Source organism: Pontibacillus halophilus JSM 076056 = DSM 19796, assembly GCF_000425205.1.
Lineage (GTDB): Bacteria > Bacillota > Bacilli > Bacillales > BH030062 > Pontibacillus_A > Pontibacillus_A halophilus.
In genome coordinates this window covers 318446-334643 of record NZ_AULI01000001.1, presented here as the reverse complement: position 1 = coordinate 334643, position 16198 = coordinate 318446, and the positions used below count along the sequence as shown (strand labels likewise).

Sequence of the window (16198 nt, the reverse complement as noted above, 5' to 3'; positions counted from 1 at the left end):
ACTGCGCTCTATTTATTGTGTTATTCGTTTAAAGCATCGATAAAGTGTTTAGCTGTTGCTTCACTAGATTGAGGGTTTTGACCTGTAGCTAGCTTACCATCGCGTACAGCATGAACGGCCCAGTTGTCTCCTGCTTGGAAGAGTGCGCCTTTCTCACGTAGTTTCGTCTCTAGAAGGAACGGCATATTCTCAACAAGTCCCATGTCTTGTTCTTCAGAATCTGTAAATCCGCTCACTTTCTTGCCTTTAACGATCGGAGTGCCGTCTTTGTACGTTGCGTTTACAAGACCAGATGGACCGTGGCAGACAGAGCCGATTGCTTTTTGGTCTTCGGCAAAGTGTTGAAGTACATATTGCAAGGTTTCGCTCTCAGGGAAGTCGAACATTGTACCATGTCCACCTGGAAGGAAAATACCCTCGAATCCTTGTGCATCTTCTTTCGATAGTTGTGCTGTATTTTCTAGTTCTTTTTCTGCTTCTGCCCATTCTTCATTCTGTTCTTCAGGAATGCTATTTGGGTCAAGCGCTACCTTACCGCCTTGAATACTTGTGACTTTCACGTCGTATCCTTCAGCCTTAAGTAAGTTGTAAGGTACTGCAAACTCCTCAAGCCAAAGTCCTGTTTTGTGGTCAGCTGTAATTTCTGTGTGGTTAGTTACGACCATAAGAACGCGTTTTGTACTCATCATTCATCCTCCTAATTGGAATCAAATTCAGTCTAGTATGACCGCAAGTACTCATTCATATGAATGGGTTACATGTACGTTATATCATACTGAATCAGGAGCGTGAATTGATTTGCTTACATGTATGTAAGTGTCTTAGGTGCGTCTGCGATATAGTAACTATGTGGATATTGCTTACATAGCGCTTTAATAGAAGACGCGAGCTCACTTAATTCATCGCTCGTCTCATACGTTGATCTTCGGTTTGTAATCACGGCGATGGCAATCGAGACGAGCGGTGTTCTGACAAATTCGTTGTTGCGATTCTTGGCAAATAAGTACCCACGTTTTAAATCATCTTTCCGGTAAAACGTATGAACAAGTTTAGAGAAATCATGGATGATGCATTCGCAATAGTGTTTGAAATTGTGATGAGGAAGAATACCGATGAAATCATCACCACCAATGTGCCCAAGAAAGGAACCGTTTTCATTTCCAACCCGCTTCTGTAGTAAACTCGCTGTTTCCCGAAGCAGGCAATCGCCTTGTTTGAATCCATATGTGTCGTTGTATGTCTTGAAGTGATTCAAGTCAAAGTAGAGAACACTATACTGTGCTCGTTGGAGGATGTTCGTAAGTTGCTCTTCAATAAGCGTATTCCCAGGCAATCCGGTTAGGGGGTTGGAGTAGCGGGCCATATACGTTTGAATTTCGGCGAACGTTTGAAGCAGATCCTTTATACTGACAATCCCATAGAAATGACTGTCTTTCTCAATAATCACATAGTCATACATATTGTCTTGTTCCCGCTCTACAGCTAACGTACTCACATCTGTAATCGGGGTGAAATAATCAATTACAAGGGGTTGGTCGTCCATTACGAGTTCAACAGGTCGCCCCATGAATAAATCAAATCCATACTTCCCGGCAAGTTTTTGATAGAATTTCACCTTCATGACAAGGCCGACAATCTTATCGTCATCATCATGGATGACAACACCTTCTAGCTTACGGCTTGATTCGAATATGACATTCACGTCAGAGCTGAACTTGCATTTATGTATGAAGGGGACTTTCTCAGCTATTTCTCCAATATAGGTAAGCATAGAAACATTCCTTCCAAAGTGGGCAGGACTTTTGTCTTGCTACATAAATAGTATCTGAAATCGAAAAAGGTGTGAAGGTTTAGGTTAGTTAAGATTATGTAAATGTAACGAAGGTAGCCAAAAGGCTAGTTTGGCTCGTTCCTGTTACAAAGGAGAGCGAAACTGTTATGATAGGAGAACATACCGACGAGTTCGCAGGAAGAAAGGTGAGTTTGTAGATGAGTATATTGTCTGCACAGCAGTTGTATCAATCGTACGGAGATAAAACGTTATTTAACGAAATCTCATTTCATATTGAACGAAATCAACGGATTGGATTAATTGGTGTGAATGGCACTGGTAAGTCCTCTTTATTGAAGATTATTGCTGGAGTAGATACTCCAGAACGTGGTGAAATTGACCACGCTAAGCAGTTTCATATTGAATATTCCCCGCAAGAGCCGGAACTAGACGATGAGTTGACGGTGCTTGAACAAATCTATTATGGCGATTCCGAAATCATGCGTGTCATGAGACAGTATGAACAATCATTGAAAGAGTTAGAGCAAGCACCAGAAGACGAACGAATGCAAGAGGCTTTGTTTCGTTCGCAGCAACGTATGGATGAAACAGATGCGTGGGATGCAAACACCGTCGCTAAAACGGTGCTCACCCAACTAGGCATCTCTACGTATGGCCAAAAGGTTGGAGAACTATCAGGAGGCCAAAAGAAGCGAGTGGCCATTGCAAAAGCGCTTATACAACCAGCGGATTTGCTTATCTTAGATGAGCCAACGAACCATTTAGACAATGAAACAATAGAATGGCTCGAGAGTTTCTTAGCCCAGTATCGGGGTTCGCTTATTGTTGTGACTCACGATCGTTACTTCCTTAATCGTGTTACGAACACAATCTTTGAACTGGATAAGGGGAACTTGTATTCATACGAAGGAAACTATGAGACTTTCCTATATAAGAAAGCAGAACGTGAAGAACAAGAACGCCAGGAAGAGCAGAAGCATCAAAACCTTCTGAAGCGTGAATTAGCATGGCTGCAACGAGGCCCGAAGGCTAGAGGGACGAAGCAAAAAGCGCGAAAAGAACGTGCAGAAGAGTTGAAAGAGAAATCGTTCCAAACTTCTGAGGATTCCGTTGAAATTGCTATCGGTTCTACACGTCTTGGGAACGATGTAATTGAACTTGAAGACGTGTCGAAATCATTCGACGGTTCTCGTATTATTCAAGGCTTCTCCTATTTGGTGACACCGGGAGAGCGTCTAGGTATCATTGGTCCGAATGGAAGTGGAAAGACGACTCTACTTAATATGATGGCAGGCCGTATAGAGCCAGATGATGGGGAAATTCGTGTGGGTCAAACGGTTAAGATCGGATACTACACACAAGACCATCGTGATATGGATGAGAATTTACGCGTTATTGAATACATTAAAGAGGAAGCTGAAGTGGTGTATACCGCGGAAGGGGATCAGATTACGGCTGAGCAGATGCTTGAGAAGTTTATGTTTCCTCGTTCGATGCAGTGGTCCTATATTTCTAAATTATCAGGGGGAGAACGTAAACGTTTGTACTTACTGCGCGTATTAATGCAGGAACCGAACGTACTCTTCCTCGATGAGCCGACGAACGACTTGGATACGCAAACGCTATCCGTACTTGAGAGCTATTTGGATGCATTCCCAGGCGTTGTGATTACCATTTCTCACGACCGATACTTCCTTGATAAGGTAACGGATCACTTGATTGCATTCGAGGGCAATGGCCAGACAAGACGGTTCCAGGGCAATTATTCCGAGTATATGGATGTGAAACGAGAAGAAGACCAACAAGCATTGGCCTTTCAGCGTCAACAGGCGAAGGAAGAACGAAAAGAATCTCCTCATCATCGAAACCGAAAGCGTAAACTTTCCTATAAAGAGCAACAGGAATGGAATACGATTGAGGATGAGATTGAACAACTTGAATTACGCTATGAAGAGATCCAGCATGAGATTACGGAGACAGGTAGCGATGCCGTGAAGGCGCAAGAATTATTTGATGAGCAACAGCAAGTTGAGGAGCAACTAGAACGTACGATGGAGCGATGGGAAGAGCTGTCTGCCATCGTAGAAGAACAAAATTCTTAATTTCATTTTGTTTAAACTCTGTGTGTGCAGGAAATTTAATATAGAATAACATTAGATAGTTAAGTTTTTCATGACATCATGCAAATAATCTTATGTACAACGATGAACGATGCATTGGAGGATGGAACAAGATGGAAGATAAACGTTGTGTAGATTCATTGGTCATTAAGAATTCTCATGTACTCCCGTCTGATACGAACAACCATGGTACTCTCTTTGGTGGACGTCTAATGGCGTACATGGATGATGTAGCAGCTATTGCAGCTACGCGTCATGCTAGAAGGAATGTCGTCACGGCATCTACAGATTCGGTCGATTTTCTCCACCCGATTTACCAAGGACATGCCATTTGTTTAGAAGCTTTCGTAACGTATACAAGAACAACGTCTATGGAAGTGTTCGTTAAAGCCATTACGGAAGACTTATTAACAGGTGAACGACATATTTGCGCGACTGCGTTCCTAACTATGGTAGCGGTTGACGAGAATAGTAAACCAGTTTCTGTTCCTTGTGTGAAACCAGAAACGGAAGAAGAAATATGGTTACATGAAGGCGCACCTCGTCGAGCACAGCAACGTAAAGAGCGTCGTGACGAATCAAAAGAGTTCTCGAAACGATTTGGAACAGAATTTCCGTGGCATAGAAAAGGTTAGAGAAAGACTCCCTTGCGTGTATAGCAAGGGAGTTTTTTTAGGTGAAGGGCGGGCTAATACCAGGAGACTCCTGCGGAAAAACGGGCGGTCCGAGACCCCGCAGTGTGGGTTTTCACGAGGAGGCTCGGGCGTTCGTCCGCGGAAAGCGAGTGGTATTCGCCCGCACGACCCACACAAAACAAGCTTGCAGAAAAACACGGGATTTCTCTAGAAGTTGGAAAGACCCCCTAGCATCTAAAGCAAGGGAGTCTTTTTTTTTACAAGTCGTCTCTCATGTCTTCGATTAGGTCCATAGCTGCGTCTAAATCACAGCCTCTCATCGTGTTGCTGTTGTCGGCGTTCACGGCAGGGAAACATGTGATACCAGTAAAGCAGCTAAGGTCGACTTCTAGGCAGATTCCTGAGCGAGCAAAGCGTCGGAAGCCACGGTGCTTACAATCACTTCTATCGTGTGGGAATAGCAACTCTAAGATGGCGCAACATTCTGTGCCTTCTACAAATTTCTTCACACGGAAGAATGGGGAATGAACGGTTTTGAAGCATCCGTCATCTACTTTCACGCCAGTACCGAAGAAAGGTTTCCCTGGGAACTTGCTTTCACATCCGCATAGTAAGAGGAACGGGATGGTGTTCTTGTCACTAGAGGTTGGGCTCAACAATTCATCAATTGAACGCTCACAGCTCGATGTGCAACAGTGGTCGTTCACTTGGTCTTGCGCATCTGCGATTAAGCGCACCTTCTCGCATACGCAGCGCTCGTTTTTACAACTCATCATGAAACACTCCTTATAAATGGTGTAGTTGATTAGTCATTGCTTACTAACAATCTATGGAGATATGCCGCTTATTGTATGAGGGATTTGTCCTTATTTAGCGAAATATGCATTTTCATCAGGGACAACTGTATAGAAGGCAGGAATATGACGAGGATAGGTAGAAAATGGGTAATTAATAGAGATGTCGCATGTGTTTCTAATTTAACTACTATAGGATGCCTGTTAGGAGGAGATAGGATGACGGTCTTCACATACAATTGCCCGAATCAGTTTCTATCTGAAGTTGAACCATTCTTTCTAGTGAATGAAGCATTGCACAATTTGCCGATGGGAGTTGCGATGAGTATAAATCACGACGCTTCCGCACTTGATATCCAACCCTTTCTAGGTCACCTTTCGACCCGTGGGATCAAGCGATGCATTCTTATGCGCACGAAGCCATCCTTCTGGATCATGGCAACAAACGACGAACTAACAGAAAACGAAATTGAGGAACTTGTTCTTTACTTTAAGGCGAACAACTTGCCGGTCGGCTCTGTAATCGGGGATCCGAAGAATGTGGAGCGCTTTGCACAGCGGTGGTGCAAAGAACTGAGAGCGACTTCAACCATTCATATGAACCAATGGGTCTATGTATTAAACCGTGTGAGACAAGATTTAAACCGAGTAGATGGTGAGCTTCTGAAAGCAACACCAGCGCATTCAAATTTGATTAAAGAATGGTTAGTTGAATTTGGAGACCAAGCGAACGAGCAAATTGATCACGGTACAGCGCAATATATGGCGGAGAAATATGTGGAGCGCGAGAGTGTTCGGCTCTTTCATGTAGGTGGGGAGCCTGTTTCCATGATTAATCAAACGCGTTCAACACGGAATGGATGTTCCGTTAATGGGGTGTTCACTCCAGACAAACACAAGCAGAATGGATATGCAACGGCTTCCGTCACTGCCTTGTCAGAAGAGATGCTTCAAGGTGGATATCAATTCTGTTGTTTATATACGGATAAAGACAACATCTATTCGAATCGCATGTATCAGAATATTGGTTATGAACCCATTGGAGAATCGGTCGTCATTCGTTTCGACTATGAGCATGTCGACAAGGTTTAGGAATGGCTATTCTCGGCTACATACCGTTATAAAAGGGAGTGTGGCAATAATGGTAGGACCTGAACATGAATTGTTTAGTATGAGCCAAGCGAATCCGAATGAATTTGGGAAGTGTTCTACATGTGGTCAATTGCTTCGCACAAGACAAGAGAAAGGAATGAAAACTTGTGCGGAGTGCCAGTTAAGAGGTCGGGATAAGGAAAGTGAAATTAGTGAAGGGGAATGAGATTAACGAAGATTTCCCGTTCTTTCATACATGGATGACCAGGAGATGGGTATGTTAATGGTATGTCCTGAGGAACGCTATTCGCTTTATAACCAATCTTGTAGTTTGCCTGCTGAGGACGAAGGGGAATACTGCAACTAAGCAAATTGGGTCTTGTTCAAGCTGCCAGTCGCATAAACTTGACAAAAGATTGAAACCGTTCTAATCTTAACATAAGTTCATATTAGTAGGATTGTGACTGGTATAGCAGGCAAGACCTAGAAGCGTGATAGGAAGACATGCGTTTTAGGTCTTTTTTTAATGTAAAAAATTAACACGAGGTGATTGAGCATGTTTAAAAAACTATTTGGTAAAAAGGAACAAAATAACGAAGAACTATTGGTAGCTCCACTAACAGGTAAAATCTTAGACCTTGAAGAAGTGCCAGACCCAGTATTCTCTCAGAAAATGATGGGTGAAGGGCTAGCGATTGAGCCTACTTCAGGTGAAGTTGTATCTCCAGTTAAAGGTGAGATCGTTCAACTGTTCCCAACGAAGCACGCAATCGGAATTAAGACAGATTCTGGTCTTGAAATCTTAGTTCACATCGGCCTTGAGACGGTAAGCATGAACGGCGAAGGATTCGAAGGTCATGTAGAAGTGGGCAACAAGGTGAAACCTGGCGACAAGCTTATTACATTCGACTTAGACCTTGTTAAAGAAAAGGCTAAAAGTATTGTAACGCCAATCATCATTACAAATAGCGATGTCGTTGAGCAGATGGACAAGCTAAACTCTGGCGAAGCAACAAAAGGTGAAACTGAACTTCTACAAGTGAAGGTTAACCAGTAAGTGTCCTTTAGAAACAACGACATTTGTCATTCTGCGTGACATAAGGCAACATAGGTAAAGGAAAACATTCCGTAGCCTATCTAAGAGGTGGGGAGCCACAATGAGAATAAACCGAATCTTAAATAACAATGCCGTCGTTGTGAAAGAAGGCAATCAAGAAAAAATCGTAATGGGTCCCGGTATTGCATTTCAGAAAAAGAAGAACGATGTAATTCCGAATGCAAAGATTGAGAAAATCTTTGTGATGAATGAGGGCAATGAGAAATTTCAAGAACTTCTTCGGACACTACCCGAAGAAGTCATTTCTCTTGCTGAGGAAATTATTAGTCATGCGGAAGGGCAACTTCAGGTTCCATTGAGCGATCATATTCATATTTCGCTGACGGACCATCTTTCCTTTGCGATTGAACGCTTGAAAGAGGGCATTGACGTTCAGAATAAATTACTTCATGAGATTAAGTCGCTTTACACGAAAGAGTATCAAATTGGTCTATGGGCGAGAGACTTAATTCAAGAGCGAATTGGGTTGACCATACCTGAGGATGAAGCAGGGCATATTGCCTTACACATTCATACAGCAAAGCTCGGTTCTTCTATGGAGAATACAGTGAAACAAACGACGATGTTGAATGAAATTGTCGAATTGTTGGAGAAGGAATTAGATACGGAAATCGATAAAGATGGAATCTCCCATCAAAGGATGATCACACACTTGCGCTTCGCTATCACACGTGTCGAAGATGGCGTACCGTTTCACGATATGGATGAAGATATGCTTAAACTCATTCAAAGCAAGTATGAACAGGCTTTTTCTTTATCTGAGAAACTAGCGCAATTTCTGAAGCAGGAATACCAATACGAATTCCCTCTATCAGAAATTGGGTATATTGCCCTTCATATCCAACGAATTATTGACCGGATTTAACACCTTTAGTAAAGCGAATGTTTGACAACTTTCGACAGCGTCCCTTATAATGAAAGCGTATTAACAAAGCGACATCATGTAGGATTGTGACTGTTCGGCAGGCAAGACCTAAAATGTTCATCTGGGCTACGTGTACCCAAATGACTATTTTAGGTCTTGCCTTTTTTTGTGCACTTATAACACAATTGATACTCATTGCATGATTCTCATGACGGTTGGTTAATGTAATAAAAAAGTGAGGAGAGATACACCATGGATTACAACAAAGTGGCCAAAGAATTAGTCCCACTTCTTGGTGGTAAAGAAAACGTCGTTAGTGCGACACACTGTGCAACGCGTTTACGTCTCGTGATTGACGATGAAAGCAAAGTCGATTCAAGCGAGATCGAAGAACTTGACGGTGTAAAGGGCGCTTTCTCTAGCTCAGGTCAATACCAAGTAATCTTCGGTACAGGTACAGTAAACAAAGTGTACCAACCATTTGCTCAAGAGCTTGGCATTGAAGCGGGAGAAACAAGCAGCAACCAGCAATCCTCTTCAGGAGCTGACCATAAAGAAGCGGCTAAGCAAAACATGAATCCTTTAGCACGCTTTGCGAAGACACTATCTAACATTTTCGTTCCAATCATTCCGGCAATCGTTGCCAGTGGTGTGTTAATGGGTGTACTTGGTCTTCTAAATACGTATGAAGTCTTTACACCAGAGAGTGCAATTTATGTATTGCTTAACATGTTCTCCAGTGCAGCATTTATTATCCTACCGATTCTAATTGGTTTTAGTGCCGCCAGGGAATTCGGGGGGAACTCGTATCTAGGTGCAGTTATTGGTGGAATTATGACCCACCCAGAATTATTAAACCCTTGGGGATTACAAGGGGGAGCATCGCCTGAGACAATGGAGTTCATAGGGATGAACGTTGAATTACTCGGTTACCAAGGTACGGTAATCCCTGTACTCTTAACTGTGTATGCGATGTCTAAGATTGAACGTGGCGTGCGTAAGATTACGCCAAGTGCAATTGACTTATTAGTAACTCCGTTCGTAACGGTTATTGTAACTGGATTTGTCGCATTACTTGTTATTGGTCCTCTTGGCCGTGTTGTAGGTAACGGTGTAACGTTCGCTCTAGATGCTGTTTACGGTTTTGGTAGCGGACTTGCCGGATTGGTATTCGGCGGAACGTATTCTTTAATTGTATTAACAGGTGTACACCACAGCTTCCATGCCATTGAGGCAGAGTTGCTTAATTCAGGTGGCAACTACTTGCTCCCAATTTGGTCTATGGCCAACGTAGCCCAAGGTGGTGCAGGTCTAGCTGTATTCTTCAAGACGAAGAATAAGAAAACAAAAGAACTTGCTATCCCTGCAGCAACTTCAGCATTCCTAGGGATTACTGAACCGGTAATCTTTGGTGTGAACATGAAATACCGTCGTCCGTTCATCGCTGCCCTTATTGGTGGCGCTCTAGGTGGTTTCTACGTAACGATGATGGGTGTAGAAGCTAACGGTATTGGCTTAACTGGTGCTCCGATGGCTGCCATTGCAACAGACGTACTAAATTACGTAATTGGTTTTGCAATTGCAGTAGGTACAGCATTTATTGCCACATTCCTACTAGGTTGGAAAGAAGAAAAATAAGTTATAATAAAAGTCAGGCAAAGTTTCTGCCTGACTTTTTTTAAGTACATACAGGTACTAGAAGAAAGGAGTACGACTCAAATGACAAAAAAAGGTGTAATCAGCTTAGGGGAAGCATTAATCGACTTTATCCCTCTAGATGAACAAAATATGAATTATCAGAAGAGCCCAGGTGGCGCACCGGCAAACGTAGCCGTTGGATTGGCACGTCTAGGCGCGAAATCGACGTTTCTTGGCAAAGTAGGGGAAGACGTACTAGGTCGTTTCCTACAAACAACACTTCAGGATTATGGTGTTAAAACGGATGGAATGATTTTCTCTAAAGATGTCCGTACAGGCGTGGTGTTCGTGACGTTGGGAGAAGGTGGCGAACGTAGTTTTGACTTTTATATCAATCCAAGTGCTGACCAATTCCTTCAAGTAGATGAGGTTGAAGAATCGCTGTTTAAGGAAAATAAGGTGCTACACTTTGGTTCCATCTCTATGATCAACGAGCCTGTTAAATCTGCGACTGCACAAGCGGTACAATTAGCGAAAGAAAACGGCATGGTTGTATCTTATGACCCGAACTTACGTCTGAACTTATGGCCAAGCGAAGAACAAGCACGTGAAACGATTATTTCGATGCTCGACCAAGTTCATGTTCTTAAGATTTCAGAAGAAGAGCTTGAATTTATTACAGGAGAAAGCGACATTGATGCAGGAATCGAGAAGATGGCGCCATACAACATCCCATTCATGCTTGTCACATTAGGTGGAGAGGGAAGTTATGTTGTCACTCGTGATGGAAAGGCGAAAGTGGACGCGATGAAAGTAAAAGCTATTGATACGACCGGGGCAGGAGACGCTTTTGTATCTGGTGTGTTACACTCTATAAATGAGTTTGAAGGAACTATTGAAGGCATGACCGTAGAAGAAGCAAAAGAGATGGCACAGTTCGGTGCAGTGTCCGGCGCATTGGCTGCTGCTACTAAAGGAGCAATGACTGCTCTTCCAACTGCTTCTCAAGTCGAATCCTACTTGAAATAAGGAGTGTTACAAGTGTCTGAACGCGACGAACAATTAAGACAAGAAGCCTACGAACAAGTTGAAAAGCATAAAACGATGGTCGAAGCAGACCCATATCGTCTGAAGTATCATATTATGCCTCCAGTCGGACTCTTAAACGATCCAAATGGATTTATTCAGTTCAATGGAACCTACCATATGTTCTATCAATGGATGCCGTTTAAGACAGGTCACGGCGCGAAGTTCTGGGGTCATTATACATCAGAAGATTTAGTCACTTGGACAGAGCAACCGATCGCTCTTACCCCTTCTGAATGGTATGAGAAAGATGGGTGTTACTCCGGGAGTGCAATCGAGCACGATGGGAAATTATACTTATTCTATACTGGGAATGTGAAGGATGAAGACGGTAATCGCGAAAGCTACCAGTGTATGGCTATAAGTGAAGATGGCATCCACTTTGAGAAGAAAGGTCCTGTTCTAGAATTGCCAGAGGAGTATACGGCTCATTTCCGAGATCCGAAAGTATGGAAAGAAGCAGGGCGATTCTATATGGTAATTGGCACTCAGAACCACGACGAACAAGGGCGCGCTGTTCTCTTCGTATCTGATGACCTCCATGCTTGGGAGCATGTAGGAGTCGTAACTGGAAGTCATACAGACCAGTTGGATGAGTTCGGATTTATGTGGGAATGCCCAGACATCTTTCATCTAAATGGACAAGATGTGCTTGCCGTTTCCCCTCAAGGTTTAGAAGCGAAAGGCATGCACTACAATAATGTGTATCAATCTGGCTACTTTGTTGGCAGTCTTAACTACGAGACCGGCCATCTTCAACACGGAGAATTCCAAGAACTTGACCGAGGATTTGAGTTCTACGCGCCGCAGACAACAGTCGATGATCAAGGTCGTCGTATTCTAGTCGGATGGATGGGTGTTCCAGACCAGTATGAAGAAGAACAACCAACCATCAAGCATAAATGGGTGCACACACTGACAATGCCAAGAGAACTATCTCTAGAAAATGGCAAAGTTATTCAAAAACCGATTAAAGAGCTTGAGACGAAACGCGGAGCTCAAATGAAGTATGAAGATGCTGACATTAAGAACGAAGTGAAGCAATTCGGTGGAATTAACGGGCTTTCTGTAGAGTTACAGATTGATATTAAGAAGAACTTATCCAAGTCCTTTGATATTGAAATCCGTAATAATATGCGCTTGATTTACAATCGTAAAGAAGGATTGCTAACGCTTGAACGTAAGAGTTTCGTTAACGGACGTACGGAATCTCGCCACTGCTATGTGGAAGATTTAAAACAGTTGCGTCTGTTCTTAGATACCTCTTCTCTAGAGGTTTTCGTGAATGGTGGCGAAGAAGTGTTTACATCTAGAATGTTCCCTGATGCAGAGAATACAACGATCTTATTCGCTGCTAACGGTTCGGTAACAGCAGACATCTCAAGATGGCATTTACACGTATAACGGTTAAGCAGGTACCTGTTCAGGTGCCTGCTTTTTCTGTATTGTTTAACTAATGATTCTAAAGTGTAAACGAAGAATAGCAGGAGAGCTTCTTACAGGAATAAAAGAATAAGCATGTTGTTTTACCCCTGGGGGTAGCTGTGTTATAGTCGATATATAGAAAGTTGAGGTTGTTTTTTGTCCAAAAATATACCCTGTTAGGTATTTGTTAACCTAGCCTTAACAGTTGTAATGTAAAGTATGGATAGAACAACTGATCATAATAATTGAATGGAGGATGACACATGTTATTAAAATATTTCTACGATGAAAAATTAGCACAAGCATCTTACATGGTAGGGTGCCAAGCTACGGGTGAAGCATTGGTCGTTGATCCTTCTCGCGATATAGAAGCTTATTTAAAAACTGCGAAACAAGAAGGACTTACGATTACGAAGGTAGCAGAAACTCATATCCACGCAGACTTCGTGTCCGGAGCGAAAGAACTTGCCATTGAAACAGGAGCAACTGCAATGTTGTCTGGTGAAGGTGGAAATGAATGGTCTTACCAATTCCTAGACGAAATTAATCACCAGCTTGTTCATGATGGAGATATGTTCAAAGTAGGGAATGTAACACTTGAAGTTATGCATACACCTGGACACACACCAGAGTCCATCTCCTTTGTATTGTACGACCGTGGCCAAGAGTATCCAATGGGGATCTTTACAGGGGACTTTGTATTCGTTGGTGATGTAGGTCGTCCAGACCTTCTTGAGAAAGCGGCAGGACAAGAGAATACTTCTGAAGTAGGTGCACGCGATATGTACGCTTCTCTTCAACGCTTCAAAGCCCTACCAGACTATATGCAATTATGGCCAGGACACGGAGCGGGAAGTGCTTGCGGTAAATCTCTTGGTGCAATCCCTACAAGTACAGTAGGATATGAGAAGTTAACCAACTGGGCGCTTCTTGCTGAAGATGAAGAAACATTTATTAAAGACCTAACGTCTGAACAACCAGAACCACCGAAGTACTTTGCGGTCATGAAGAAAGTGAATAAAGAAGGTCCGGCTCTTCTTCGTCAACTAGACGAACCAGAAGAAATGAAGCCTTCTGTTTCCATCTTACAACCGAAACTAGAGGACCACCTTCAAATGATTGATACACGTCCTGCAAGTGAATTTGCGAAAGAGCACGTGCCAGGTACAATTAACATTCCTCATAACAAAGGATTCGCTAACTGGGCTGGTTGGATTGTAAATTATGATAAGCCTGTCCATCTAATCGCGAACGAATCTGCAATGTCTGACCTTAAACAAGCACTTCGTTCCGTTGGGGCAGACCAAATCGATGGATTTATGGCGCCTGAGCAAATTGAGAGCTTAAAAGAGCAAGGAATGAAAATGGAATCTTACACCATTAAGACACCTGAAGAGGTAGCACCTCTAATTGAAAATGGCGATGTTAATCTAGTTGATGTGCGTAACGAAGGCGAGTGGAACGACGGCCATATTCCACAAGCTACACACATCCACCTAGGATACCTTGAGGACCGCATTGAAGAAGTACCAACGGATAAGCCGGTTGTACTTCAGTGTCAATCAGGAGGTCGCTCTGCGATGGCTACAAGTATTCTACAAGCAAATGGAATTAAAGAAGTCATTAACATGGCAGGCGGTTTCGGTGCTTGGTCCAAGAAAGACCTTCCTCAAACTAAATAAAGTCTTATAGCAGTATAAAGCACAGAGTCTTAAGTTAAGACTCTGTGCTTTTTTTGTTTCTCAGAACTTGTTTGTCTTATATAGTACCGTCTACGACGGCTCTGTATGATGTGATTCTGTCTAAGAACACATCACCATATTGTTCAAATTTCTTCTCTCCAACACCTTTAATGGAAAGCATGTGTTCTTTCGTTGTTGGAAGATGAATGGTCATTTCTTTTAGTGTTGCATCGGAAAATACAATATAAGGCGGAATTTCATGTTCATCTGCGATGGATTTACGGAGAGATCGGAGTTGCTCAAATAATTCTTGATCCACGTTCTCATCCGTTTGCTGCTGAACAGGTGTCTCCACCTTCATGGTGACAGTGCGCTCTGACTTTAGGACAGGAAGGGCTTCTTGAGTAAGTTTAAGAAGTGGGTATTGCCCTTCACTTGCACTCACAATTCCTTCAGAAATTAGGTATTGAATAAATTGTGCAATCTCTTTTTCTTTCCATTTGGACAAGAGGCCGTAAGTAGAAAGAGTGTGAAAGCGGAAGTCGAGTACTTTTTGGCTTTTCGAACCCTTTAATACCTTTGCGACCATCCCTGCTCCAAAGCGTTCACCCATTCGCTTAATACAAGATAAGACGATTTGGGCTTCCTTCGTCCGGTCCGTTTGTTCACCTGTTGATAAACAGTTGCTACAAGCACCACATTCTTCTCTGTTAAATGGGTCATTAAAGTACGTAAGCATAAAGTTCATCAGGCAACGGTCAGTGTGGCAGTAATTGACCATCTGTTGAAGTTTCTGGTATTCCATCGTCTTCTTCTCATCATCCATGTTGGATTGCTCAATCAGGAATTTCTGCAAGTGAATATCCTTTGGTGAAAATAGCAAGATGCAATCACTTGGTTCACCGTCTCGACCAGCCCGTCCAGCTTCTTGATAATAAGACTCAATGTTCATCGGAAGTGAGTAGTGAATAACGTAACGGACGTTTGATTTATCGATGCCCATCCCGAATGCGTTAGTAGCTACCATAAGCTGAACTTCATCTTGGATAAAGTCATTCTGTGCTTGTTTCCGCTCTTCTTCGGAACGTCCAGCGTGATACTTTGAGATGCGGTGTCCTTTACGGCTTAGCCAATCATAGATGCGGTCTGCATCCTTACGGGTTGCAGTATAGATAATACCTGACTCGTTGCGTCTTGAAGCGATATATTCTTCAATGTAATCGTGTTTTTCTGCCCCTTTTACGACTTGGAATGCGAGGTTGTCGCGGGCAAATCCTGTATTGACGGTTGCCTCCTCACTTACGTGAAGTAGCTGTTGGATATCTTCTGTGACCTCTTCTGTAGCAGTTGCGGTTAATCCCATTAGTACCGGGAGGTCGTTAAGCTTAGCTAGATTATGAATAATGGAACGGTAACTCGGTCTGAAATCGTGCCCCCACTGTGAGATACAATGCGCCTCGTCAAAGGCGATAAGAGAGAGTGGGGTTTTACGGAGTGCATGGATGAATCGGTCGCTGTCAAAGCGTTCAGGCGCTACATAGATAAATTGGTAGGCCCCTTGTTCAAGTCCTCTAAGACGTTCAGTTAACTCGTCATTACTTAATGAACTGTTCACATACGTCGCTTCTATACCTAAAGCTTGTAAGGAGTCTACTTGGTCTTTCATGAGGGAGATAAGGGGGGAAATGATGACAGCTGTTCCTTCTAACAGAAGTCCAGGCACTTGGTAACATAACGATTTCCCTCCTCCTGTCGGCATAATCCCGACTGTGTTTCTTTGTTCTAGAACGTGTTTAATTACAGCTTCTTGTCCAGGGCGAAAGGACGAGAAGCCGAAATATTGCTTTAACACTTGTTGGGCTTGTTCAAGCATCATGGTTCCTCCCAATCAATAATGTCCGTGTAATGAATCTTCACTTATCGTATCATTTTTAGTAGAAAGGGAATAGCTC

General features: G+C 42.9%; 14 protein-coding genes. 10 read left to right on the top strand and 4 right to left on the bottom strand.

What is annotated here, in order from left to right; all coding sequences use genetic code 11:
- Window positions 1-20: 20 nt before the first annotated feature.
- Together H513_RS0101530 and H513_RS0101525 are read right to left on the bottom strand one after the other, a co-directional pair.
- The gene (locus H513_RS0101530; RefSeq protein ID WP_026799115.1) at window positions 21-689 is read right to left on the bottom strand and encodes a type 1 glutamine amidotransferase domain-containing protein; all 669 of its coding nucleotides are present in this window, start codon (window positions 687-689) and stop codon (window positions 21-23) included.
- A 113-nt stretch (window positions 690-802) separates the two neighbouring features.
- The gene (locus H513_RS0101525) at window positions 803-1771 is read right to left on the bottom strand and encodes a GGDEF domain-containing protein (protein ID WP_026799114.1); all 969 of its coding nucleotides are present in this window, start codon (window positions 1769-1771) and stop codon (window positions 803-805) included.
- A gap of 218 nt (window positions 1772-1989) precedes the next feature.
- On the opposite strand from H513_RS0101525, the gene H513_RS0101520 reads away from it, so the two are divergent.
- Window positions 1990-3894 carry an ABC transporter ATP-binding protein gene (locus H513_RS0101520; RefSeq protein WP_026799113.1) on the top strand — a complete coding sequence of 635 codons (1905 nt, stop codon included), beginning with the start codon at window positions 1990-1992 and terminating at the stop codon, window positions 3892-3894.
- A 131-nt stretch (window positions 3895-4025) separates the two neighbouring features.
- Entirely contained in the window at window positions 4026-4547 is a 522-nt protein-coding gene (locus H513_RS0101515) for an acyl-CoA thioesterase (RefSeq protein WP_026799112.1), read from the top strand.
- Between the two features lie 257 nt (window positions 4548-4804).
- Here the strand turns inward: H513_RS0101515 and H513_RS19415 are convergent, their stop codons facing one another.
- Window positions 4805-5320, bottom strand: a complete 516-nt coding sequence (locus H513_RS19415; RefSeq protein WP_051239573.1) for a CotY/CotZ family spore coat protein — start codon at window positions 5318-5320, stop codon at window positions 4805-4807.
- Between the two features lie 240 nt (window positions 5321-5560).
- On the opposite strand from H513_RS19415, the gene H513_RS0101505 reads away from it, so the two are divergent.
- The 8 genes from H513_RS0101505 to H513_RS0101470 all read left to right on the top strand — a co-directional run bounded on the left by H513_RS0101505 (window position 5561) and on the right by H513_RS0101470 (window position 14246).
- Entirely contained in the window at window positions 5561-6433 is an 873-nt protein-coding gene (locus H513_RS0101505) for a GNAT family N-acetyltransferase (protein WP_026799111.1), read from the top strand.
- 49 nt (window positions 6434-6482) lie between these two features.
- Complete coding sequence (locus H513_RS21850; protein WP_169449927.1) at window positions 6483-6659, top strand: hypothetical protein; 177 nt, start codon at window positions 6483-6485, stop codon at window positions 6657-6659.
- A 330-nt stretch (window positions 6660-6989) separates the two neighbouring features.
- On the top strand, window positions 6990-7490 hold the full coding sequence (locus tag H513_RS0101495) for a PTS sugar transporter subunit IIA (protein ID WP_026799110.1): 501 nt from the start codon (window positions 6990-6992) through the stop codon (window positions 7488-7490).
- A 100-nt stretch (window positions 7491-7590) separates the two neighbouring features.
- The gene (locus H513_RS0101490; RefSeq protein ID WP_026799109.1) at window positions 7591-8415 is read left to right on the top strand and encodes a PRD domain-containing protein; all 825 of its coding nucleotides are present in this window, start codon (window positions 7591-7593) and stop codon (window positions 8413-8415) included.
- Between the two features lie 252 nt (window positions 8416-8667).
- A complete protein-coding gene (locus H513_RS0101485) occupies window positions 8668-10053 on the top strand; it encodes a sucrose-specific PTS transporter subunit IIBC (protein ID WP_026799108.1) in 1386 nt (461 codons plus the stop codon).
- A gap of 81 nt (window positions 10054-10134) precedes the next feature.
- Window positions 10135-11082 carry an aminoimidazole riboside kinase gene (locus H513_RS0101480; protein WP_026799107.1) on the top strand — a complete coding sequence of 316 codons (948 nt, stop codon included), beginning with the start codon at window positions 10135-10137 and terminating at the stop codon, window positions 11080-11082.
- A 12-nt stretch (window positions 11083-11094) separates the two neighbouring features.
- A complete protein-coding gene (locus H513_RS0101475) occupies window positions 11095-12543 on the top strand; it encodes a glycoside hydrolase family 32 protein (protein WP_026799106.1) in 1449 nt (482 codons plus the stop codon).
- Window positions 12544-12827: 284 nt separating this feature from the next.
- The gene (locus H513_RS0101470) at window positions 12828-14246 is read left to right on the top strand and encodes an MBL fold metallo-hydrolase (RefSeq protein WP_026799105.1); all 1419 of its coding nucleotides are present in this window, start codon (window positions 12828-12830) and stop codon (window positions 14244-14246) included.
- A gap of 76 nt (window positions 14247-14322) precedes the next feature.
- Here the strand turns inward: H513_RS0101470 and recQ are convergent, their stop codons facing one another.
- The gene (gene recQ / locus H513_RS19410) at window positions 14323-16119 is read right to left on the bottom strand and encodes a DNA helicase RecQ (protein WP_051239572.1); all 1797 of its coding nucleotides are present in this window, start codon (window positions 16117-16119) and stop codon (window positions 14323-14325) included.
- Window positions 16120-16198: the final 79 nt, after the last annotated feature.

What these genes read in the sequence shown, in the direction of transcription:
- H513_RS0101530 (WP_026799115.1), bottom strand. Translation starts at nt 689, where the DNA reads ATGATGAGTACAAAACGCGTTCTTATGGTCGTAACTAACCACACAGAA.
- H513_RS0101525 (WP_026799114.1), bottom strand. Translation starts at nt 1,771, where the DNA reads ATGCTTACCTATATTGGAGAAATAGCTGAGAAAGTCCCCTTCATACAT.
- H513_RS0101520 (WP_026799113.1), top strand. Translation starts at nt 1,990, where the DNA reads ATGAGTATATTGTCTGCACAGCAGTTGTATCAATCGTACGGAGATAAA.
- H513_RS0101515 (WP_026799112.1), top strand. Translation starts at nt 4,026, where the DNA reads ATGGAAGATAAACGTTGTGTAGATTCATTGGTCATTAAGAATTCTCAT.
- H513_RS19415 (WP_051239573.1), bottom strand. Translation starts at nt 5,320, where the DNA reads ATGAGTTGTAAAAACGAGCGCTGCGTATGCGAGAAGGTGCGCTTAATC.
- H513_RS0101505 (WP_026799111.1), top strand. Translation starts at nt 5,561, where the DNA reads ATGACGGTCTTCACATACAATTGCCCGAATCAGTTTCTATCTGAAGTT.
- H513_RS21850 (WP_169449927.1), top strand. Translation starts at nt 6,483, where the DNA reads ATGGTAGGACCTGAACATGAATTGTTTAGTATGAGCCAAGCGAATCCG.
- H513_RS0101495 (WP_026799110.1), top strand. Translation starts at nt 6,990, where the DNA reads ATGTTTAAAAAACTATTTGGTAAAAAGGAACAAAATAACGAAGAACTA.
- H513_RS0101490 (WP_026799109.1), top strand. Translation starts at nt 7,591, where the DNA reads ATGAGAATAAACCGAATCTTAAATAACAATGCCGTCGTTGTGAAAGAA.
- H513_RS0101485 (WP_026799108.1), top strand. Translation starts at nt 8,668, where the DNA reads ATGGATTACAACAAAGTGGCCAAAGAATTAGTCCCACTTCTTGGTGGT.
- H513_RS0101480 (WP_026799107.1), top strand. Translation starts at nt 10,135, where the DNA reads ATGACAAAAAAAGGTGTAATCAGCTTAGGGGAAGCATTAATCGACTTT.
- H513_RS0101470 (WP_026799105.1), top strand. Translation starts at nt 12,828, where the DNA reads ATGTTATTAAAATATTTCTACGATGAAAAATTAGCACAAGCATCTTAC.
- recQ (WP_051239572.1), bottom strand. Translation starts at nt 16,119, where the DNA reads ATGCTTGAACAAGCCCAACAAGTGTTAAAGCAATATTTCGGCTTCTCG.